Source organism: Arthrobacter sp. B1805 (assembly GCF_002929745.1).
Lineage (GTDB): Bacteria > Actinomycetota > Actinomycetes > Actinomycetales > Micrococcaceae > Arthrobacter_D.
Genome location: NZ_PJIQ01000003.1, coordinates 10141 through 32261, shown reverse-complemented (window position 1 = coordinate 32261; position 22121 = coordinate 10141). Strand labels below are relative to the sequence as shown.

The window sequence follows — 22121 nt, the reverse complement described above, 5'->3', positions numbered from 1 at the left end:
TCCTCCTGGGCAAGTGACTTATCTGCCCCGGTTGTGCACCGGCCTGGCGTCCGCTGGGGGTTCTCCGATCTCCTGAATGGTATGTCCGCTGCAGGCCGTCGAGGTGACGGTGGCCCGCTCGATGCGCGACACGGTGAACCATCGCATCGCGTCGCGCAGCAGGCACCACCCGATCAGGTACCACTGGCCGTTCCTTGAGGCGAACAGCACGGGTTCGACGTCACGGGTGGTGACGGTCCCGTCCGCCGACAGGTAGCGGATGCGCACCACCCGCTGCTCGGCCATCGCCTCCTCCAGTGCTGACCTGATGGCGCGTGAAGGGGAGGGAGGCGCTGTGACCCAGACGCGGCCGGCGAGCTCCTCGGCTCGTGCCCGGGTCCTGGGGTCGAGGACGTCCAGGATCTTCTGCACAGCGGTTGCTGCCGAATCGGCGTAGGGGGCGTCGGGTGCAGCGGACACGGCCGCCAGGAGCGCCACCGCCTGCGCTGGGGACAGGCTGACCGGCGGTAGGGACGCTCCCGCAGCCAATCCATAGCCCCCGCCCGGACCTGGACGGGACCAGACGGGCGCGCCGCTGTTCTCCAGCGCGGTGAGGTCCCTCTTGATCGTTCGCACGGATACGCCGAGCTCACTCGCCAGCCGCTCGGCGGGAACTCCCCGGGTGCCTCTGCGGCGAAGCATCTCGGAGAGGGCGTGGAGCCGTTCAACGCGCTTCACGGTTCGCAGCTGAAGGAATTCATGACACAAATGGTGACATGCCCTTGTCCATAGCGCTTGCAACGGTAGTTCCATGACAACCACGACAAGCAGTCCGATCATCATTCTCATCGCCGGCCACTGGCTGGGTGCCTGGGCGTGGGATGAAGTACTCGAACACCTGCCGGACGGGCACTCGCGTGCCATCGCGATGACACTGCCCGGTCTCGCCCAGGACGATCCCGAGCGTGCGTCGAAGACTCTCGACGATCAAGCCGCAGCAATCCAGACCGTCATGTCCCGAGCCGAAGTCTCCGAGCATCAGCCCGCAACTCTCGTTGCCCACAGTGGTGCGAATGCCCCCGTCAGCCTCGTCCTCGACCGGCACCCCGAGCTTGTTTCCCGCGTGGTGTGGGTCGACTCCGGCCCGATGGCGACGGGGACCGCCTTCGCCGCAGACCTTCCGGCGGAGCTGGAGGAGCTTCCGCTGCCGTCTTTCGACGTCCTCGCACAGCAGGCGAGTCTCGAGGGCCTGAGCGCAGAGGTCCTGGAGCGTTTCCGGGCCCGTGCCGTCCCGCAGCCCGGACCTGTGCTGCGTCAGCCCGTCGAGCTCTCGAACGATGCCCGCCGCACGGTGACGACCACCCTGGTGTGCTGCTCGATCCCGAGCGCGCAGGTACTGGAGCTGACCCGCGCAGGCCATCCCATGTTCGCCGAAGTGGCCCACCTCGAGCACCTCGACGTCGTCGACCTCCCGACCGGGCACTGGCCCATGTGGAGCCGCCCCCGCGACCTCGCTGAGGCCATCCAGTCAGCGGCATCTCGAACGAGCTGACGGGGATCGCCCGTCGTTCGGAGGACCTAGCCCCGCAGCACCCAGGCCGCGGCGTCGGGCGGCAGCAGTCCCTCCGCGGAGAGGGGCGACGACGACAGGACGACGTCGCCGGCCGGAAGGCGCACCGGTGCATCACCCATGGCGACCGCCACGAGGAACTGGTCGTTGCGCTCGCACACGAGCAGCCCGCCGTCCTCGACCCGCCACGTGCCGCCGTCGTCGGACAGGAGGACTTCCTTCTCGAAGAGCTGCTTCCGCAGTTGGAGCGCCGCGATGACGAGGTGCAGGGTGGAGCCGCCGTCGTGCTGGTGCGCCTCGACGGACCGCGAGCCCCACTCCGCCGGAGCCGGCAGCCAGGGTGCTGCCGCGCCGCTGGGCGAGAAGCCGAACGCGTTGTCCGGTGCGACGGTCCATGGCAGCGGTACGCGCGCCCCGTCGCGGGACACTCCGCCGCGCGTCCACATGGGATCCACCCGGGCCTCGAGCGGGACGTCGACCTCGGGCAGGGTGAGCTCCTGGCCCTGGTAGATGTAGGCGCCGCCGGGCAGACCGAGGATGGCGAGCAGGCCGGCGCGCGCTCGCAGGGCTCCGCGCTCGCCGCCGCCGAAGCGCGTAGCCGAGCGGACGACGTCGTGGTTCTCGAGTGCCCAGGTCGGGGACGCGCCGTGTTCCCGCCGGCCCGCCTCGAGCTCGGTGCCGACGGCGTCCCACCCCAGCTTCACGAACGCGTAGGCGAACGCCTGGTGCAGCTCGTCGTGCCGCGTGTAGCGGGCGGCGCGTGCCGGTTCGAGGTTGACCTCGCCGACGAGCACGCGCTCGGGGGAGTAGGAGGCGGCGACGCGGCGCCACCGTCGGTACACCTCGTGCACCTCCTCCTGGTCGGACACCTGCGCGTTGGAGCGCAGACCGTCCGTCACGGTGGTGGTGCTGGCGGCGTCGGGCAGTCCCTCCGCCTTGACCAGCGAGTGCGCTACGTCGACGCGCAGCCCGTCCACGCCCTTGTCGAACCAGAAGCGGAGCACGCCCTCGAAGTAGTCGCCCACCGCGGGGTTCCGCCAGTTCCAGTCCGGTTGCTCGGGCGAGAAGAGGTGCAGGTACCACTGCGTGTCCGTCTCGGAGGACGGGTCCACCCGGCTCCACGCGCGGCCGCCGAAGACGCTCTGCCAGTTGTTCGGCGGGGTGTCGCGGTCGGGCCAGTCCTCGAAGTGGAACATCTTCCGCTCGGGGGAACCGGGACCGGCCGCGACGGCGGCTCGGAAGAGGGGGTGCTCGGACGAGCAGTGGTTCGGGACGACGTCGAGGAGGATCCGCAGCCCCAAGGCGTGCGCGGCCGCCAGCAGGTCGTCGAACTGCTGCATGGTGCCGAAGAGCGGATCGACGCCGCAGTAGTCGCTCACGTCGTAGCCCTGGTCCACCTGCGGCGACGGCTGGAACGGCGTGATCCAGATGCCGTCGACGCCGAGGGACGCGATGTACGGCAGGCGGGCCAGCAGCCCGGCGAGGTCACCGACACCGTCACCGTCTCCGTCCGCGAAGGAGCGCGGGTAGACCTGGTAGATGACGGCGTCCTGCCACCATCGACGCTCCTCACTCGCGTGGCGGCTCATGCGGCGGCACCGACCGCAGAAGCCGGCGTGTGCCGAGGACAGTGCTGGGCTCGCATGGATCCAGCCTAGAACGTCGGCACGGGGATCCCGATCCCCCGCGCTCGGTCTCCAGATGTCAGACCGAGGCGGGCACCGGGCTGGGCTTGCGCGTGGTGTGCACCGGCTTGTCAGGAACGTGAGCCGGGCGGCGCTTGGCGAACTCGGCGCGCAGCTCGGGCAGCACCAGTTCGCCGAAGAGGTCCAGTTGGTTCAGCACGGTCTTCAGCGGCAGGCCCGCGTGATCGATCAGGAACAGCTGGCGCTGGTAGTCGCCGAAGAACTCCTGGAAGGAGAGCGTCTTCTCGATGACCTCCTGCGGGCTGCCCACGGTCAGCGGCGTCTGGGCCATGAAGTCCTCCATCCGCGGTCCGTGACCGTACACGGGTGCATTGTCGAAGAACGGGCGGAATTCGTTGATGGCATCCTGCGACTTCTTCGCCATGAAGAACTGGCCGCCCAGACCGACGATCGCCTGGTCCGCCGAGCCGTGGCCGTAGTGGGCATAGCGTTCGCGGTAGAGGCCGATGAGCTGCTGGTAGTGCTCCTTGGGCCAGAAGATGTTGTTCGCGAAGAATCCGTCACCGAAGTAGGCGGCGATCTCGGCGACCTGGGGCGTGCGGATGGAGCCGTGCCATACGAACGGGGCGACGCCGTCGAGCGGGCGCGGGGTGGAGGTGAAGTTGCGCAGCGGGGTGCGGAACTTGCCCTGCCAGTTGACGACGTCGTTGTCCCAGAGCTGACGCAGCAGGTTGTAGTTCTCGATGGTCAGCTCGACGCTGTCCTGCTGGTTCTTGCCGAACCACGGGTACACCGGGCTGGTGTTGCCGCGCCCGAGGATCAGATCGACCCTGCCGTCGGCGAGGTGCTGCAGCGTGGCGAAGTCCTCGGCGATCTTCACCGGATCATTCGTGGTGATCAGCGTGGTGGACGTCGAGAGCTTGATGCGCTCCGTCTGGGCGGCGATGTAGGCGAGGATCGTCGTGGGGGAGCTGGCGTAGAAGGGTGGATTGTGGTGCTCGCCCGTGGCGTAGACATCCATGCCGATCTCTTCGACCTTCTTGGCGATGGCAACGGCTGCCTTGATGCGCTCGTGTTCGGTGGGTGTTGCGCCGGTGACGGGGTTTCGCGTGATGTCACTGACGGTGAAAACGCCGATTTCCATGGTTTCTCCCTATGGATCGTTAGGTTCTGGGTTGCCCGGTGTCGGGCTGACTGGCTCGATGAGCCGGTGGCTACGTCTGCTGTGCAACAGCTCCGAGCCCTGTGAGTGGGTCGTTCAGCGGTTGGACCTCGTGATGTTGGCCAGGAGATCTTCGAAGGGCAGGGATGCAAGCGGCTCGTCGCGCACCCGTGGTGCCGACGTCGCGCCGACCATTTCGGCCAGTTCCCGCGCAGCCCGGCGCACCCTCTTGTCCAGGGGCTGCTCGTCGTCGTTACCCGCGCCCCAGTCCTGCGGAGAAGCGTAGACCGCGGTGGGGACAACCCGCGCGCGCAGGTAGGAGAACAGCGGGCGCATCGCGTGCTCGAGCATGAGCGAGTGGCGGGCGCTTCCCCCGGTTGCCCCGAGGATGACGGGCATCCCCTGCAGGGCAGTGTTGTCGATGACGTCGAAGAGCGACTTGAGCAGTCCGCTGTAGGAACCGGAGAAGACCGGGGTCACCACCACGAGTGCGTCGGATTCTGTGATCCCCTGCAGCATCGAGGCCAGGGCGGGTGGGGCGTAGCCGGCCACGAGGTTGTTCGCGATGTCGACGGCGTAGTCGCGGGCCTCGACGTTCTCGACGACGACTGTCTCGCCCAGAGCGGACAGCTCCTCACGGACGGCTGTCGAGAGCTGATCCGCGAGCATCCGGCTGGAGGACGGTACACCCAGTCCGGCGCTGACGACGGTGATCTTCATTGCGGTACTCCTTCGACTTCATGCATTTGCATATATCCTACTCAACCCGAGCGCCGTCGAATACATTCCCTTGCCGGCCACCGGCGTCGTCGCTCCGATCACCGCGGTGTTCAACCGATTGCTACGTCTCCTCGCGGTCCGGACTCCCGACGCCCCCGTCAACTAAGCTCCGATACTGAGGCCTAGGAAAAGGACACCCATGACCATCGACACCGCCGTCTTCGACCTCTCCGACGCCTCCACCACCGCGATGCACGAGCTGTACCGGCACCTGCACGCGCACCCCGAGCTCTCCATGCAGGAGACCCACACCGCCGCATTCATCCTCGACAAGCTCAACCACCTGGGGCTCGAGACGTTCCTGTGCGGCGGGACCGGCGTCGTCGGGATCCTGCGGAACGGCGATGGACCGGTGGTGGGCTACCGCGCGGACACCGACGGCCTGCCCATCGCGGAGGACACCGGGCTGGACTACGCGAGCACGACGACGGGCGCACTCGCCGACGGGACGGAGGTCCCGGTGATGCACGGCTGCGGGCACGACACGCACGTCACCGTGGGCCTGACCGCCGCGCAACTGTTGACCGAGAACCTCGACGCGTGGGCCGGGACGGTTGTGTTCATCTTCCAGCCCGGCGAGGAGACCGGCGAGGGAGCCGAGGCCATGGTGGAGGACGGACTGTGGGACAAGGCGCCCATGCCGTCGATCATCTACGGGCAGCACGTGTGGCCAGGACTCACCGGCACGGTGAACATCAGCAAGGGCACGGCCATGGCGATGGCGGACTCCTGGCGCGTCACGGTGCACGGCAAGCAGGCGCACGGTTCGCAGCCCGAGCAGTCGATCGACCCGATCGTGCTCGGCGCCCACATGGTGGTACGCATCCAGACGATCGTCTCGCGCGAGGTGCACCCCATGAAGTCGGCGGTCGTCACGATCGGGACGTTCCACGGCGGCCTGAAGGAGAACATCATCCCGGCATCGGCGGAGTTCACCGTCAACGTGCGGACGTTCGACGTCGACGTGCGCGAGCGGGTCCTCGGCTCGTTGCGGCGGATCATCAGCGCGGAGGCCGCTGCGTCGGGTGCGCCCGAGCCCGAGATCGAGGAGATCAGCAGCTTCCCCCAGTGCTACAACGACCCCGCCTCCACGGAGGACCTGATGGCCGTGCTCGGCGAGGTGCTGGGCGAGGATGCCGTCGTCGAGTCCCCACCCGTGATGGGCAGCGAGGACTTCGGCCTGCTCGCAGACGCGATCGGCGTACCGAGCGTGTACTGGTTCTTCGGTGGGCACCCGCAGGAACTGGTCGACGGCGAGACCGCGCCTCCGGGCAACCACTCGCCGTTCTTCGCACCGGCTATCGAGCCCACACTCACCACCGGCGTCCGGGCGGCGATGACGGCGCTGCTGTCGAAGGTTGGAACCGCCGCGTGAGTGGGGCCCTGCACGAGCTGTCCGCCGTCGAGCTGACCGGGGTGATCCGTCGTCGGGAAGTGTCGGCGCGGGAGGCACTCGAGGCGCACTTCGATCGCATCGACGCCGTCAACGGCACGATCAACGCCGTCGTCACCGAGGACCGGGAGGGCGCGACGGCGCTCGCCGAGGCGGCGGACGAGCTGACGATGTCCGGTGGGAACCTCCCGCCGCTGCACGGACTGCCGATGACGCACAAGGACACGCACAACACGAAGGGGCTTCGCACCACGCAGGGCTCACCCGTGTTCCGGGACTTCGTGCCCACGTTCGACGACCTCATCATCGGCCGGCTCAAGCAGGCCGGGGTGGTGACGACGGGCAAGACGAACGTGCCGGAGTTCGCCGCCGGCGCTCACACCTTCAACGAGCTGTTCGGCACGACCGTCAACCCGTACGACACCAGCAGGAGCGCGGGCGGAAGCAGCGGGGGAGTAGCGGCGTCGATCGCTGCCCGCATCCAGCCGCTGGGCGACGGCAGCGACATGGGCGGCTCGCTCCGCAACCCGGCGTCGTTCTGCAACATCGTGGGCTACCGGCCGTCCATCGGCGTGGTGCCGACGGTGCCGACGCGCAACGCCTGGGCCTGGCTGAACCGCAATGGGCTGATGGCGCGCGACGTCGAGGACATCGCGCTGGGCATGACGGCGATCGCCGGGGCCGATCCCGCGGTGCCGTACGCCTACCCGGTGACGCGGTCCTTCAAGGCGTCGCTCCAGCTGGACCTGGCCGGTCTGCGGATCGGCTGGTCTGCCGACTTCGGGCTGGGCGTGCCGGTGGACCGGGAAGTGGTGCGGGTCCTCGAGGGGCAGCTGCAGCTCTTCACGGACCTCGGCGCCATCGTGGAGGAAGCGGCCCCGGACCTGCGCGGCGCGGACCAGGTGTTCGGGACCACGCGCGCCTTCGACTTCGTGCTCGGACTCGGGGACGTGGTGAGGAAGCACGGCGATGCGATCAAACCGGAGATCCGCTGGAACGTGGAGCACGGGCTGGCGCTGACCGCACAGGACATGATCGACGCCGCCGTCGCCAGGACGAGGCTCGACTCCAGTGTGCGCCGCTACTTCGGGAAGTACGACGTCTTCGTGAGCCCGACCGCGCAGGTGCTGCCGTTCGACGCGTCCGAGCGGTACCCGACGTCGGTCAACGGCGTGGAGTTCGAGACGTACCTCGACTGGATGCGCTCGGCAACGCTCATCTCGGCGACCGGGTTGCCCGCGGTGTCGGTGCCGGCAGGCTTCAGCGAGGACGGTTTGCCGGTCGGGCTGCAGCTGGTCATGCCGCACGGGAGCGACGTCGAATTGCTGCAGGTGGCGTACGCGTTCGAGCAGGCGACGGGCTGGGCGAAGCGGGCGCCGGAGCTGTAACCAGGCCCGGCTACGTCTTCAGTGGGCTCAATCTGACGATGGACGGGTCTGTGGTGTCTTTTACCGCAGCGACTCCGGCAGCTGACGCCTGCGCCAGGCACCACTTCACGAGGCTCCCCAACGCCAGGCTGGCGAGGTTTCGGTTCCCGTCCAGGCGCTGCCCGACGAAGCCGCCGAACTGTCCCACGTGGACGCCGCTCTTCCGCAGCTGCCCGTCCTGTAATGCCGACAGGAAGGCTGCGCGGATGTGGTCCGGTTCTGCGCCAGCGGGCGGGACGTGCTTCTCGACGTGCCGCCGCAGGTGCTCGTGGACGGGCGGCGCCTGCTTCCCTGCAGTGGCGGTGGGCGCGTTCGCCTTTTCGTTCGTTGCCTGCAGGACGGGCGGTGCTTTCGCCGGAGCTGGTGCCACCGGCAGCTGGTTTGCAGGAGGAGTTGCGGATGCAGAAGTAGCGTCCGGGCCAGGGGCAGCCGGTGCAGGAAGGGATGGGACCAGTGGCCCGGCCTCAGCAAGCGCCGCCAGTTCGAGGTGGAGCGCAGCCAGCTCCCGATGAATGGCAGCGATCCGCGTTGTCGGATGCGTCATCGGCTGCGCCGGCGCGGAAACCGGGGGAGCGAGCTTCCGGCGAACCGCGGAACTGACCGAGCACCGGAACACGTCGGCCAGGGCGACAGCGAGGTGGACCCGCTCCGTCTCGCCGACCAGCAGGGGAGCAGTGGTGGCTCGCCGCTCGACCGTCCGCACGAGCTCCTCGAGAGTCGCGTGCACGACGCCGTACCGAAGGCGCTCGTGCTGGGTCTTCTCGTTGATCTGCGGGCAGTAGACACTTTGATAGACGTTGATGGAGTCCTGGTTCGCCGTAGCGAAGTGCTGTGGCGCAACGCTCTGACGGAGGACACGACGAACAGCGTCGAGCTGTCGCGCGACCTGCTCTATCGGGTTGGGCACCTCCTTGCCGCCGACGAGTACCCACGGCCTGCCGGTGTCCTTCACCTCGCGCACCTGGCCGTTGTAACGCTTCCACTCACTGAGGATGAAGGTGCCCTTGTCCGAGTTGTAAAAGAGCCAGTCGACCTCCGCAACCGGCGTACCCGGCGAGTCCACCCTGCAGTTGCTGAATGCCCACACGTGGTCGCCCAGGAGTTGATGCAGACGCGCGACGTCAGTGGGGGCCGCCGTGTGGGCAGCAGTGTTCGTGGAAGGGAAATGCAGCACGGTAACCGGCTTTCAGCGGGAGGGTCGGTCAGAACGGCGGGAGGATGCCCGCGGCCGAGGCGAGCAGGGCGGCAGGTATCGCAAGGACCCAGCAGAGGCGCCGTCGTCGTGCCTGTTCCACCCGCCGGTGCAGATTCTCGAACGCCTGCACCACGGCGGCAGGTTCCTGAAGCACCGACGGCGTTTGGCGCCAGGTCGCGGGCTCGGCTGCGGCCGCCGCTAGCACCACAACCTGATCGGCCGACAACACGACCGGCTTCCGGGTGAGCCAGCGCAGGAGCTGGTTCCGGGTCAGTACCGATACCGACCGGTGCTTTTCCTTGACCGTGACCTGCTGCGCGCCGACGACGACGATCGCCGCCCGAGCCGCAACGTTCTGCCCGACCGCCGATGAGAGGAGCTTGCCGGCTCGTGCCGCCTCGTGCTCGGCATTGCGGACGTAGGGGTAGCGGGTGCCTGCAACCATGAAGGTGCCTTTGGCGGTCCACACCTTCTGGCCGGGATGATGCTTCGCGTTGATCGTGAAGATGCCCGTTGGTCCGATCACGACGTGGTCGATGTCGGACGACTTCTCGCCTACCGGAACCGCGTGCAGGACGGTCCACTCGGGACCCAGTGCCGCAAGGGTCCGCCCGACAGCCCGCTCGCCGAGCGCTCCCGAGTACCAGGGACGGCTTTCGGCCTGCAGGGGATGCACTCCAAGAATCCTGGCCAGCAGTCCGCGCTGATCCCTGGTGCCGATGACCTCGAGCAGTTCCTCCATGACGGACTGCCCTGGGAGCCGGTGCGCGAGCCGGCCCGGTTGCAGCGCGTCGGGCGGGTTGGACCAGTCGGACTCTTCCGGCAGGCCGATGTCGTCGAGTGGTACGTCAGCAGTCACAATGTCCCCCAAGCCATGCGATTCCCCCGAGCATGAGACCGGGCGAGGCTCGCTCGGATAGGACGAATCTACCGGGCGCCCCGCGGCGAAGAGCGGCGTGGATGGCCCTGGGGACGGCAGGATTGCGTCAGCATTTCCGCAGCATGATGCGGACGGGGTGGGGGTGGCCGTCGTTCCTGACGCTATGGAGACAGCAACTGACGTGCTGGGCAGCCTCGAGTCGGCCGTCACCCGGCTGGTCGGCTGGATCGGACGACGCACCGCCCGATAGCCGTCAGGCCTCGGGCGCCTTCAGCAGCGCGATCGCCCTACGCAGCCCCTCCTGCATGCTGACGCCCTTGTCGTAGAGCCACTGCACCTGGATGCCGTCGAACACGCCGATCAGCAGCCGCGCCGCCCACTCGGGGTCGATGTCCGACCGGTACTCGCCGGACCGCTGCCGCGCCTCGACGTCTCTCGCGAGGTCACGAATCACCAGTTCATAGCGCTCGCGGAAGTACTCGTGCGACGCGTGGGAGGTGTCGTTCGCCGTCGCCGACGCCACGGCGTACAGGCTGGTCAGCCCCGGCTCCTGTTCGTTCCGGGCTGCCACGACCGGCAGGTCGTCGACGCCGAAGACCTCGCCCGCCATGCTGATCGCGCGATCGTCGCGCTCGGCGAGGACCGCCTGCTGCAGCTCCTGCTTGCTGCTGAAGTAATGGAAGAGCGTGGCTTCCCGGACGCCTACGAGCTCCGCCACGTGCTTCAGCGCAGCGCCCTCGAAGCCTTCGGTCGCAAAGACGTCCATTGCGGTCTGGACGATCGTCCGGCGTCGCTCTTCCCCCTTGGCGTAGGGCCCCCGTGTTTTTCCCGTAGTCACAGCCCCAGTCTAGGAGGGCGGACGAGACGGATTCCACGAAAACCTAGTAAGACTCAGTTTTGACGTGTACGCTCTACCCCAGTCCCAACGACGGGCCCCTGACAAGGAGAGGCAACGTGGCCAACCTTCCAACCTTCATTCCCGAGGCAGCAACCACCCAGCGCGCGAGCAAAGCGTTCATGATCGGACTCCCGATTGCGAGCGCCGGCCTGTGGATGGCGGTGCTCGCCCCAGCACTCGTGGTCCTAGCGATCAAGATCGCAGAGCTCACCACCCCGGACACCCGCGCAGGCGCCTACAGCCTCGTCGCCGGTGTCGGCGCCCTGATCGCGCTGCTGGCCAACCCTGTTTTCGGCCGACTGAGCGACCGCACCACCTCGCGCTTCGGCATGCGGAAGCCGTGGATCATCGGCGGCTCGATCGTCGGCCTGGCCGGCCTGTTCATCCTCGGCTCGGCAACCGGCGTCACCGGTGTGCTGATCGGCTGGATCGTCGCCCAGCTCTCGTTCAATGCCGCGCTCGCAGCCCTGGTTGCCGCACTGCCCGACCAGGCGGCCCCCGACCAGCGCGGCAAGCTCTCCGGCCTCGTCGGCATGACCCTGCCCATCGGTCTCGTGGCAGCTGCCTTCTTCGCGCAGCTGTTCGACACCGCCTTTTTGATGGCCGTTGTCCCGGGTGCGGTCGGTGTGGCGATCGCCCTCGCGTTCGCCTTCACCTTCACGGACCGCGTGTTGGGCGAGAAGCCGAAGGACAAGTACACGATCAAGGACTTCCTCGGTTCGTTCTACTTCAACCCGGTCCAGCATCCCGGCCTCGGCTGGGCCTGGTTCACCAAGTTCCTCGTCTACATCGCCTACTGCTGTGGCCTGCTCTACATGCCCTACTTCCTCAGCGACCACCTCGGCATCGCACAGGCCGACGTACCGACCCTGGTCTTCCAGCTGACCCTCGTCAGCGCGGCCGGAACCGTCGCCACCAGCTTCCTCGGCGGCTGGATCAGCGACCGCATCGGCAAGCGCAAGAACCTCGTGATCCTCTCCGCCGTCGTCATCATGGCCGGGCTCATCATCATCGCCACGAGCAATGACTTCACCCAGGTCCTGATCGGACAGGCCATCGCGGGCATCGGCCTCGGCTGCTTCACGGCGGTCGACGTCGCCCTCATCACCGACCTGCTGCCCGCCGACCAGACCGAGAACGCCAAGACCTTCGGCGTCTTCAACATCGCTCAGGCCCTGCCGCAGTCCCTCGTGCCCGCCATCGCCGCACCGGTCATTGCACTCGCCGGGTACCCCGGCCTGTTCCTCGGAGGAGCAGCGGTCGGACTCATCGGCGCTGCCCTCGTCACCCGCATCAAAGGAGTCAAGTAAATGACTGTCACAGCAACCGCTCCCATCGCCGTCGATCCCCGCATCCGTGAACTCGCCGAGAGCCTGACCCTCGAGCAGCAGGTGAGTCTGCTGACCGGCGCCGACGTCTGGAGCACCGTCGAGATCCCCGAGATCGGCCTCGGCCGAATCGTCCTCAGCGACGGCCCCGCCGGTGTCCGTGGCGAGGACTTCGACGAGCGCCACGACTCCATCAGCCTGCCGTCGTCCTCCTCCCTGTCCGCCGCGTGGTCCGTGGACGTCGCTCGCCGTTACGGCCAGGTGCTCGGCCAGGAAGCGCACCGCAAGGGCGTCCACGTGGTCCTCGGCCCGACCATCAACCTGCACCGCTCGCCGCTCGGCGGCCGGCACTTCGAGTGCATGAGTGAGGACCCGGTGCTCACGGCGCAGCTCGCCGCGGGCTACGTGACCGGCGTGCAGTCCACCGGCATCGGCGCCACGCCGAAGCACTTCGTCGCCAACGACGCCGAGACGGACCGCTTCACAGCCGATTCCGTGGTTGCCGAGCGACCCCTGCGCGAGCTCTACCTGGCGGCCTTCGAACAGGCCGTCACCGAGGCGAAGGCCTGGCTCGTGATGAGCTCCTACAACTCGATCAACGGCACGACGGCGAGCGAGAACCCGCTCCTCGAGACGCCGCTGTCCACCGAGTGGGGCTTCGACGGCGTCGTGGTCTCCGACTGGACCGGCGTCCGCTCCATCGACGCGGCCAAGGCCCACCAGGACCTCGAGATGCCCGGCCCCGTAGGTCACTGGGGCCCGAAGCTCGTCGCCGCCGTCGAGTCCGGCGAGGTGTCCCGCGAGGCCATCCTCGAGAAGGTCACCCGGATCCTGCGGCTCGCCGCGAGGGTCGGCGTCCTCGAAGGATTCGAGCCCGCTGTCACCGAGCAGCCCGCAGAGATCGATGGACGCGCGTTCGCCCGCGAAGCAGCCGTCCGCGGGTCCGTGCTCGTGCGCAACGAGAACAACCTGCTGCCGCTGACCACCGCAGGCCTCAAGCGCGTCGCCGTCATCGGCCACAACGCCTCCGAGGCCCGCACCCAGGGCGGCGGCAGCGCCACCGTCATGCCGCTGCAGATCGTCTCGCCGCTCGAGGGCCTGCGCGAGGCACTGCCCGACGACGTCGAGCTCACCTACTCACGCGGCGCGAAGGTGGCCGACGGACTGCAGGAGTTCCCTAGAACCTCGCTCTCCAACCCGGTGGCGGGTGTGCCCGGACTCCGGGTGTCCTTCTTCGATGCCACCGGCGCCGAGCTCTCCGGCGAGGACCGCCTCGCCTCGCACCTCATCTGGTTCGGCGTGGGCATCCCCGAGGGCACCTCGCGCATCCGCATCCAGACCGAGTGGACAGCGCCCGACGACGGCGTGCACCACCTCGGCGTCGGCACCGTCGGCGAGGTGAAGCTGATCCTCGACGGCGACGTGGTGTTCGACGGCGAACTCGTCGACGAGCACGACGTCCTCGGGGCGGCGCTGTTCTCCCCGCCGCAGAAGACCTTCCCCGTGTCCACCACGGCGGGTCAGCGCGTGTCCGTGGAGGCGATCTTCACGCTCCCCGAGAGCCAGGTCATCCCGTTCTCCGCCATCCTGCTCGGCGAGGAGACCGTCGTCGACGACGCGGACGCCGAGATCGCGGCAGCCGTGGAGGCTGCTCGCGAGGCCGACGTCGCCGTCGTCGTCGTGGGCACCAGCGCGGCCATCGAGTCCGAGGGCTTCGACCGGAAGGACCTCGACCTGCCCGGGCACCAGGACCGTCTCGTCGCCGCCGTCGCCGCGGTGAACCCACGCACCGTCGTCGTCGTGAACTCCGGTTCGCCCGTGCTCATGCCCTGGCGCAACGACGTCGACGCCATTCTGCTGGGCTGGTTCGGCGGACAGGAGTTCGGCGCCGCGATCGCCGACGTCCTGCTCGGAGCCGAGGAACCGGGCGGACGCCTGCCCACCTCCTGGCCCGCGGCACTCGAAGACGTCCCCGTGCTGAACACGACCCCGGTGGACGGCAAAGTGCACTACGAGGAGGGCATCCACATCGGCTACCGCGCGTGGCTGAAGCAGGCGGCCGACGGCGGCGCGAGCCCGGCCTACCCCTTCGGCTTCGGCCTCGGGTACACGTCCTTCGCCCTCGGTGCAGCATCGGCTGATGCTTCCGCAGCGGCGGGGGAGGACGTCACGGTGAGCGCCCCGGTGACCAACACGGGCTCCCGCCCCGGACGCGAGGTGGTACAGGTGTACGTTGCCCGCAGTGACTCCGCGGTGGACCGCCCCGTCCGCTGGCTGGCCGGCTTCGGCTCGGTGACGCTGGAGCCCGGTGCCACCGGCGCCGTCGAGATCAGCGTTCCCGCCCGTGCCTTCGCGCACTACGAGGACGGCTGGCAGTACGAGGCAGGGCAGTTCCAGCTGCTCGTCGGCCGACATGCCGAGGACGACTTCCAGGAGCTGACCGTCGAGGTCCGCTAGGCCGCAGTAGCAGGACAGAAGGCTCCCGACCACGTGTCGGGGGCCTTCTCTGCTATCCGTCGTTCAACGCAGGCAGCCGCCCCACGATATACGGCGGCCTCAGCCCCAGATTGGCCCCGACGCGGTGATAATGAGGCCATGACGACCTATTCCGGCACGAGGGAGTTCGAAGGCGCGACCTTCGTCAGCGCGAGCTTCAAGGGCGCCACCCTACGGTTCTCCGATGTCAGCGGTGTGACGATGCGCGGCGTCGACGTGGACGGGCTCGACATCGACAGCCACGACCTCTTCTTCGGCAGTCTTCTGGTCAACGGCGTCGACGTGGTGCCGCTCGTGGACGCCGAGCTCAATCGGCAGTTCCCGGGCCGCGAGCTGCAGAAGGCACAGACACCCGAGGGCCTACGCGAGGGCTGGGTCGCTGTGCAGTCCGCATGGCAGGAGATGGTGACGAGCACCCCGCTGGAGCTGGTGGACGCCCACGTGGAGGACGAGTGGTCCCTGGCCCAGACCCTGCGGCACCTCATCCTGGCAACCGACGCCTGGCTCCGCGGCGGGATCCTGCAGGTGCCGCAACCATTCCACGAGATCGGGCAGATCTTCACCGGTGCCCGCGAGATGAGCTTCGACATGTCGATCTTCCGCGCGGACCCGCCGACCTATGAGGAGGTCCTCGAGGTGCGTGCCGAGCGGCAACGGCAGGTGACGGACTTCCTGGCCACGGTGACGCCGGAATCGCTCGCGGAGGCACGCGACAACCCGTGGGGTGGCGGCGACTGGCATCCCAGCGTGGGCGACTGCATCCGCGTGATCCTGGAGGAGGAGTGGGCGCACCTGCGCTACATCCGAAGGGACCTCGCCCGCCTGTCGTGAGCCGAGGGCGGCCAGCGGGGAGTCACCCGTCCGGATGAGCCGGTGCCGGACGAACCAGCCTCAGGCGCTGACGGATTCCCGTGCCGACGCTGCGCTGCGCTTCCGCCGCCAGCGCGTGACGGCGATGGGCAGCCACCGGCAGAGGGCCCAGTAGCCGACGCCGACGGGCAGGCATCCGAGCACCGCGACGACCTGCCCCAGGGGCAGCAGGACCGGGTAGACGAGCCAGTGCGTGAGGTAGATGAACAGGGACGCGGCAGCCAGCCAGCCCGTCACCCGGCGCAGGACCGAGGGCACGGGCAGGGCGGGAACCCAGGTGAGCAGCAGGAGGCCGACGATGATCGTCGCCTCGCGGAGCGGGTGGTCGAAGAACCCTGGGACCGTCAGCGCCGCGACGGCGGTCACTGCCCAGCGCTGGTAGGTGTCGCCGGCACGGGCCACGGCCCAGCCGAGGGCGAAGAGCCAGAACACGGGCATGGGCTTCGGCAGGCCGGGATCGACGATGTCGTACCGGCTGAGCAGCGTGACGGCCAGGAGGCCCAGGGCGAACGCGAACGGGAGGCGGCGCTCGAGCCGGTCCAGCCAGGGGACGGCGAGCAGTGCGGTCACCGCGATGAGCACGTAGACGAGCATCTCGACGAACCAGAAATGCCACTCGCTCGTCACCTCCTGCGGCCCGATCATGCCGTTGAGCAGGAAGATGTTCGCGATGCTGTAGTTGTCGGTCAGGAGGAACGCGACGGCGATGAACGCGACCGAGGGCACGACCACCCGGGCCAGGCTCCTCACCTGGCGCCTCAGCCGCGCCGGCCGCTCGCCGGAGAGCTGGAAGCGCGCAAAGTTGAATCCGGCGACGACGAACAGCAGGTGCGCGGTGTGGAACGTGAACAGTTCCACGTGCGCGGCGACGATGCAGATGATCGCCACGGCCCGGAGCACGATCGACGGTTCCAGGAAGGACACGAGCCGCCAGCCACGGGGCTCCCGGCGACCCGACAGCTCGCCCACGGTTTTGAGGTGCCAGTCGGAGGGCAGCCGGCCGAGGGCGGCTTCGAGGCGGACGGAGAGGGCGACGTAGGAGAGCGAATCGCCGTCGAGCGACACGAAGGTGTCCGACGGTGTGACATCCGGGCGGTCCAGGCATTCCGCGAAGATCGACGGCACCTCCGCCGGCCCTTCCCGCCGCGGGCCGGCAGCCGGCGCCGCTTCCTGCGGCCCGGCGAGGTCGCGGACGGCCGGGTAGTCGATCTTGCCGGACGACAGCCGGGGCAGGCGTTCCACCACGTGCAGGTCGACGGCGGCCCGGGGGAGCCCGAGGTCGGACGCGAGGACCTTTGCCAGCATGCCGGCATCCTGCCCGCCCTCGACCGCGACGATCATGCCGTCGTCGGTCCCCGTCGCGGCAGCGGTCGCACCAAGATCGGCCAGGATCCGCTCGACCTGCCCGAGGTCGACCCGCAGCCCGGCGATCTTGACGAAGCGGCTGCGCCGGCCGACCACCTCGTACAGGCCGTTCGCGTGCCGCCGGGCGAGGTCTCCCGTGCGGAGTTCCTGCACCTGCCGCCCGAGGGCGAGGTCACCGGGGCTCTCGGCGTAGCCCAGCATGACGTTCGGGCCCGAATAGACCAGCTCGCCGTCGGGAAGGCCCTCCACCGGCTCGATCCGGAACGAGCCTCCCGGCACCGGGACGCCGATCGTGTGCGGGTAGGCGGCGGCGAGGTCCGGCGGCAGGTAGGCCATGCGGGCGGTGGCCTCCGTGGCGCCGTACATCACGAAGAGGTCCCAGCCGCGGCGCTGGCCCGTCTCGGCCCACGCGCGCACTTTGTCCGGCGCCAGCCGGCCCCCGGCCTGGGTGACGTAGCGCAGGCTCGGCAGGTTCATCTCGGCGAATCCCACACGGTCCAGCAGGTCGAAGCTGTAGGGAACCGCAGCGAACGACGTCGCGCCGCGATCGCGGAAGAGCTCCCAGAAGCAGGGGTCGACGACGGAGAGGTCCGTGAGCACCAGGCCCGCTCCGCTGATCAGGTGGCTGTTGATGACAGACAGGCCGTAGCAGTAGGTGAACGGCAGCGTCGTGGCAGCGCGATCGTCCGGGCCGATGCCCAGGTACTCGGCGATCGCCCGGGCGTTCTCCGTGAGGTTCGTCCGGGAGAGCCGCACGAGCTTGGGCGAACCGGTGGACCCGGACGTGCTGAGCAGGAGTGCGAGCTCCGGGTGGAGGACGTGGCGCGTGCCCGGCCGCCGCTCTTCGAGGGCGAGGCCGCCGCCGCCGGGGCGGAGCACGACGTCGGGATCATAGGCCGCGGCCAGCGATTCCTGCGCGGCGGGCTTGTCGGCGGACGTCAGCAGGAGGGGATGACCGGCCGTCAGGGCCGCGAGGTAGCCGACGAGCGATTCGAGGTCGTTCCGCGCGGCGAGCATGACGAGGCGCCGCTCGGGCCCGAGGCGACGGACGACGTCGTCCACCCGCTCGGCGAGCTCCCGGTACGAGAGCACCCTGCCGGCGGTGAGGACGGCCGGCCGCTCGCCGTGCCGCGCCAGGTCGGTGATCGTGACCTGGAAGAGGTCGGGGTCAAGGCTCATCGTGGTACCTCGGTCGGAACGATGTCGTCGGGAGACCCGGCCTCGCGCGCTGCGCTGCCGCCGAGTCCCAGGCTGTCGGCAGGCGGGGACGTCACGGCCCTGTCGCCGACGAGCAGGGTGGGGGAGGTGCCAGCTGCCACCGTCACCGCGACCGCGGTGCCGACGGGATAGCGAACGTCGTGCGGCTGCCACGAGCGCAGGGTCCGTCCCGAGGCGAGCCGGACGTGGTGGAGGACGAAGGCGCCGTGGTACTCCACCGCAGCAACGCGGGCGGTGGCATCGGCAGCCGGGCGCAGGGCTACCTCATGAGGTCGCAGGACGACGTCGACGTCGACGTCGCTGTCCGCCCATCCCGGGACGGTCGAGACGATCCCGATCTCACACGTCAGCAACGCCCGGTGCACATGCGCCGGAAGGAAATCGGCGTCACCCATGAAGGACGCGACGAACCGGCTCGCCGGCCGCTCGAAGACCACCTCGGGAGCATCCGCCTGCTCGATCACGCCGTTGTTCATGACCACGACGCGCGTGCCCACCGAGAGCGCCTCCGTCTGGTCATGGGTCACGAGGACGCCAGTGGTCCCGGTGTCCCGCAGCGTCGCCACGGTGTCCCGGCGCACCTGGGCGCGCAGCGACTCGTCCAGGCTCGAGAACGGCTCATCCAGCAGCACGACGGCGGGCCGGGGCGCCAGTGCGCGGGCCAGGGCGACGCGCTGCTGCTCCCCTCCGGAGAGCTCGTGAGGGTAGCGTTCCGCCAGGTGTGCCAGCTGGACGAGGTCCAGGAGTTCGCCGACGCGTGACCGGCGCTCGCCGCGGGACAGCCGGTCGAGGCCGAACTCAACGTTCCGGGCGACCGTCAGGTGGGGGAAGAGGGCATGGTCCTGGAAGACGAGCCCGACCCTTCGCCGCTCCGGATTCACGAAGCTGCGGGCGTCGGCGACGACGCTCCCCGCCACGCTCAGGGTTCCGGCGTCCGGCCGCTCCAATCCGGCGACGAGCCGCAGGGTCGTCGATTTCCCGCACCCGGAGGGACCGATCAGGGTCACCAGTTCGCCTGCGCGGATCGAGAGATCCAGTGCCTCCACGCCCCTGGCGGAGCCGTAGCGCTTGGTGACGCCCTCGAGGACGAGCGCCGGAGGAACGGGCGCTCCCGGCCCGGACGCCGCGCCTTCCGCTCGTGCGGTCATGGCCGTACCTCTTTCGCGAGTATGCCCAGCGACTCGTTCCGCCGGGTCTGGCGCACGAGCACGAAGACCGGGACGACGGCGACCGCCACGATGACGAGCGCCGGGAGCGAAGCCTTCTCCCAGAAGTTCTCGCGTGCGAGCTCATAGACCCACACCGACGTCGTCGTGAATCCGAAGGGTCGCAGCAACAGCACGATCGGCAGCTCCTTGACGGCGTCGATCACCACCAGCATGACGGCGACGGCGACACCCGGCCGGGCCAGGGGGAAGTGCACCCGGCCGAGGATGCGCCTCGGAGCGGCACCGAGGCTCAGTGCGGAGAACGTGACGGTGGGTGGGATCTTCTCGAGGCTCGCGCTGACCGACTGGTACGCCGGAGCGATGAACCGGATCACGTAGGCATAGAGGATGCCGAGCACCGACCCCGTCACGACCAGTCCGGTGCCGCCCGGAACACCCGCACGTTCCAGGGCATCATCGGCCGCGGCGAAGGACAGCAGGACCCCGATCCCCACCACGGCGCCCGGAACGGCATAGCCGAAGGTGGTCAACTGCGCCGCGAAGGAGACGAGCCGGCCGCCGCCCAGGCGGATCGCGTGGCCGATCGCCATCGAGAGGATGACGCAGCTGGCGGCCGTGATCCCGGCGACCATCAGGCTGTTGACCAGGTAATCGGCGAAGCGGGCATCGGTCAGCGCGGATGCATCCGAGAAGAGCTGACCCGCGGCCCAGACCAGCAACTGCGCCACCGGGATGAGGAACCCGGCTGCGAGGGCGGCCACGCAGGCGGCGGTGGCTGCCCATCCCCGCGCTCCCCGCAGCAGTTCGGGCTGGAGGCCCTGCCCCCGGCCTCCGTGCTGGTGGTAGCGGGCGCGGCCCCGCAGCGCCCGCTCACCGGTCAGCACCGCCACGGCGAACAGCAGGACCAGCACGGCGAGCTGTGTCGCAGCATGGAAATCGAAGGTGCCCTTCCAGACCAGGTACACGCCCACGGAGACGGTCTGGACATTGAAGTACTGCACCGTGGCGAAATCGGTGAGGGTCTCCATCATGACCAGGGCGAGCCCCGCGGCCAGCGAGGGCCGGGCCAGGGGCAGCAGCACCCGGCGCAGGGCGCGACCACGCGACGCACCCAGGGTGCGCGCTGCGTCGTAGGTCCCGGCGGACTGCTCGATCAGCGCCGAGCGTGCCAGCAGGTAGACGTACGGGTACAGGGACAGCGACATCACCAGCACCGCCGCCGGCAGGGAGCGGACCTCCGGAACCCACACTCCTGCCCCGAAGGCGGACCGCAGGAAGGACTGGACCGGGCCCGCGACGTCGAAGACGGACAGGAAGATGAAGCCGAGGACGTACGCCGGCATCGCCAGGGGAAGGACGAGCAGCCACACCAGGAGGTTCCGCAGCGGGAAGCGGTAGGCGGTCACGAGCCAGGCCAGGCCGCCGCCCACCACGAGCGACCCCGCGCCGACCCCGAGCATCAGGGCGAGGGTGGTGACCACCATCCCGGCGAGTCCGCGCGGTGGCGTCGAGGCCCCGATGCTTCCGACGCCGTCGAGCACCACCGCCAGCACCGGGGTGGCGATGATGACGGCGACGGCGATGACCAGGGCCGACCAGCCCGGCCGGCCCACGCCGTACGCGCGGACGCGGCGCTCGGGAGGACGCGCCTCGGCGAGTGCCGCCGGTCCCGTCACCGGTATCCGGCCTCGGCGAGCAGGTCGACGGCGTCGGCGTTGAGCGTCCCGTAGGCCTCCGCGTTGAGGGGCATGCGCGAGAAGTCCCCGAAGCCGGCGATGACCGGTTCCGGCTCGACGGTCGGGTTGACCGGGTACTCATGGTTGGCGTCCACGAAGGCGTTCTGCCCGTCGGTGGCAAGCCACTCGATGAGTCGCTGCGCGTCCTCCGGGTTGTCTGCGCCCTCGACGACCCCTGCACCCGAGATGTTCACATGCGTTCCCGCTCCCTGCTGGCTGGCCCAGAACAGGTCGACCGCGAGCTCCGGCTTCTCCGCCAGGGTGCGGGCGAGGTAGTAGTGGTTGTTGATGCCGACGTCGCACGTCCCGGCGTCGATCGCCTCGAGCAGCAGGACGTCGTTGCTCATGATCTCCACGTTGTTCGCGACCCAGCCCTGGACGATCTCGAGGGCGCGGTCCCGACCGTGCAGGTCGATCAGGCTGGCGACGAGGGACTGCGTGTAGGCGGAGGTCGCGTCCCGCATGCACAGGCGGTCCTTCCACCGTGGATCCGCCAGGCCCGCGTAGGTGTCCACCGGGTCGAACTCCGCGGGGTCAACGGCCTCGGGGTTGTAGGTGACGGTGCGCGCACGCATGGCGAGTCCGTACCAGCGCCCCTCGGTGTCGCGGAGGTCGTCGGGCACGGCCTCGTCGAGCACGGCGGAATCGATCGCGGCGAGTTCACCCTGGCGCGCCCCGTTCCAGAGGTTGCCGGCATCGACGGTCATGAAGACGTCCGCGGGGGTGTCCTCGCCCTCGGCCTTGAGCCGTTCGAGGAGCTCGGCATCGTCGCCGCTGATGAACTCGACGGTGATCCCCGTATCCTCCGTGAACTGCCCGAACGCGCCCTCGAGGTCGTAGTGGCGCGCGGAGTAGATTTGGAGGTCCGCCGACTGGGATCCGAGCACGCCGCATCCCGAGAGGGTCGATGCCAGGGCGGTCAGGCCGACGATCGCGGTTACCAGTGGGCGGGGGTGCATCAGGTTCTCTTCTCAGCAGGGGGGGGCGGTACGTCCGGGAGGCGGCGATG

The 22121-nt window shown here is 69.0% G+C and carries 17 protein-coding genes; 6 read left to right on the top strand and 11 right to left on the bottom strand.

The genetic code is table 11. From position 1 onward, the window contains the following. Nucleotides 1–18 precede the first annotated feature (18 nt). Complete coding sequence (locus CXQ96_RS04325; protein WP_104116821.1) at nucleotides 19–717, bottom strand: YafY family protein; 699 nt, start codon at nucleotides 715–717, stop codon at nucleotides 19–21. Between the two features lie 73 nt (nucleotides 718–790). Between CXQ96_RS04325 and CXQ96_RS04320 the strand changes: the two genes are divergently transcribed. Then, nucleotides 791–1531, top strand: coding sequence for an alpha/beta fold hydrolase (locus tag CXQ96_RS04320; protein ID WP_104116820.1), 741 nt, complete (start codon nucleotides 791–793; stop codon nucleotides 1529–1531). Between the two features lie 26 nt (nucleotides 1532–1557). Here the strand turns inward: CXQ96_RS04320 and CXQ96_RS04315 are convergent, their stop codons facing one another. The 3 genes from CXQ96_RS04315 to CXQ96_RS04305 form a co-directional block, all read right to left on the bottom strand. Beyond that, a complete protein-coding gene (locus tag CXQ96_RS04315; RefSeq protein WP_104116819.1) occupies nucleotides 1558–3138 on the bottom strand; it encodes an alpha-amylase family glycosyl hydrolase in 1581 nt (526 codons plus the stop codon). 115 nt (nucleotides 3139–3253) lie between these two features. Next, complete coding sequence (locus tag CXQ96_RS04310) at nucleotides 3254–4339, bottom strand: CE1758 family FMN-dependent luciferase-like monooxygenase (RefSeq protein WP_104116818.1); 1086 nt, start codon at nucleotides 4337–4339, stop codon at nucleotides 3254–3256. Between the two features lie 114 nt (nucleotides 4340–4453). Further along, complete coding sequence (locus tag CXQ96_RS04305) at nucleotides 4454–5077, bottom strand: FMN reductase (protein WP_104116817.1); 624 nt, start codon at nucleotides 5075–5077, stop codon at nucleotides 4454–4456. Nucleotides 5078–5276: 199 nt separating this feature from the next. Here CXQ96_RS04305 and CXQ96_RS04300 point away from each other — a divergent pair, with 199 nt between their 5' ends. Together CXQ96_RS04300 and CXQ96_RS04295 are read left to right on the top strand one after the other, a co-directional pair. Beyond that, nucleotides 5277–6512 (top strand): amidohydrolase, encoded by a 1236-nt coding sequence (locus tag CXQ96_RS04300; RefSeq protein ID WP_104116816.1) that lies wholly within the window; start codon nucleotides 5277–5279, stop codon nucleotides 6510–6512. After that, complete coding sequence (locus CXQ96_RS04295; protein ID WP_104116815.1) at nucleotides 6509–7918, top strand: amidase; 1410 nt, start codon at nucleotides 6509–6511, stop codon at nucleotides 7916–7918. The genes CXQ96_RS04300 and CXQ96_RS04295 overlap by 4 nt, the downstream gene beginning before the upstream one ends. A gap of 10 nt (nucleotides 7919–7928) precedes the next feature. Here CXQ96_RS04295 and CXQ96_RS04290 read toward each other — a convergent pair whose 3' ends face one another. From CXQ96_RS04290 to CXQ96_RS04280, 3 genes are all read right to left on the bottom strand, one after another. Continuing rightward, a complete protein-coding gene (locus CXQ96_RS04290) occupies nucleotides 7929–9131 on the bottom strand; it encodes a nuclease-related domain-containing protein (protein ID WP_104116814.1) in 1203 nt (400 codons plus the stop codon). A 28-nt stretch (nucleotides 9132–9159) separates the two neighbouring features. Continuing rightward, nucleotides 9160–10011 carry a nuclease-related domain-containing protein gene (locus tag CXQ96_RS04285; protein ID WP_258058850.1) on the bottom strand — a complete coding sequence of 284 codons (852 nt, stop codon included), beginning with the start codon at nucleotides 10009–10011 and terminating at the stop codon, nucleotides 9160–9162. Between the two features lie 274 nt (nucleotides 10012–10285). After that, the gene (locus tag CXQ96_RS04280) at nucleotides 10286–10870 is read right to left on the bottom strand and encodes a TetR/AcrR family transcriptional regulator (RefSeq protein ID WP_104116813.1); all 585 of its coding nucleotides are present in this window, start codon (nucleotides 10868–10870) and stop codon (nucleotides 10286–10288) included. Nucleotides 10871–10986: 116 nt separating this feature from the next. On the opposite strand from CXQ96_RS04280, the gene CXQ96_RS04275 reads away from it, so the two are divergent. From CXQ96_RS04275 to CXQ96_RS04265, 3 genes are all read left to right on the top strand, one after another. Then, complete coding sequence (locus CXQ96_RS04275; protein ID WP_258058849.1) at nucleotides 10987–12240, top strand: MFS transporter; 1254 nt, start codon at nucleotides 10987–10989, stop codon at nucleotides 12238–12240. Continuing rightward, on the top strand, nucleotides 12241–14715 hold the full coding sequence (locus CXQ96_RS04270) for a beta-glucosidase (RefSeq protein WP_104116812.1): 2475 nt from the start codon (nucleotides 12241–12243) through the stop codon (nucleotides 14713–14715). 138 nt (nucleotides 14716–14853) lie between these two features. Further along, nucleotides 14854–15585, top strand: coding sequence for a DinB family protein (locus CXQ96_RS04265; protein ID WP_104116811.1), 732 nt, complete (start codon nucleotides 14854–14856; stop codon nucleotides 15583–15585). A gap of 60 nt (nucleotides 15586–15645) precedes the next feature. Here CXQ96_RS04265 and CXQ96_RS04260 read toward each other — a convergent pair whose 3' ends face one another. Genes CXQ96_RS04260 through CXQ96_RS04245 form a run of 4 tightly spaced genes read right to left on the bottom strand, consistent with a single transcriptional unit; the run spans nucleotide 15646 to nucleotide 22071 of the window. Continuing rightward, nucleotides 15646–18168: an AMP-binding protein gene (locus CXQ96_RS04260; RefSeq protein ID WP_104116810.1), complete on the bottom strand. Its 2523-nt coding sequence runs from the start codon at nucleotides 18166–18168 to the stop codon at nucleotides 15646–15648. Beyond that, entirely contained in the window at nucleotides 18165–19355 is a 1191-nt protein-coding gene (locus tag CXQ96_RS04255) for an ABC transporter ATP-binding protein (protein ID WP_104116809.1), read from the bottom strand. The genes CXQ96_RS04260 and CXQ96_RS04255 overlap by 4 nt, the downstream gene beginning before the upstream one ends. Next, nucleotides 19352–21052, bottom strand: a complete 1701-nt coding sequence (locus CXQ96_RS04250) for an iron ABC transporter permease (protein ID WP_104116808.1) — start codon at nucleotides 21050–21052, stop codon at nucleotides 19352–19354. Before CXQ96_RS04250 ends, CXQ96_RS04255 begins: the two co-directional genes overlap by 4 nt. Continuing rightward, nucleotides 21049–22071 (bottom strand): extracellular solute-binding protein, encoded by a 1023-nt coding sequence (locus tag CXQ96_RS04245; protein WP_104116807.1) that lies wholly within the window; start codon nucleotides 22069–22071, stop codon nucleotides 21049–21051. Before CXQ96_RS04245 ends, CXQ96_RS04250 begins: the two co-directional genes overlap by 4 nt. Between the last annotated feature and the right edge of the window lie 50 nt (nucleotides 22072–22121).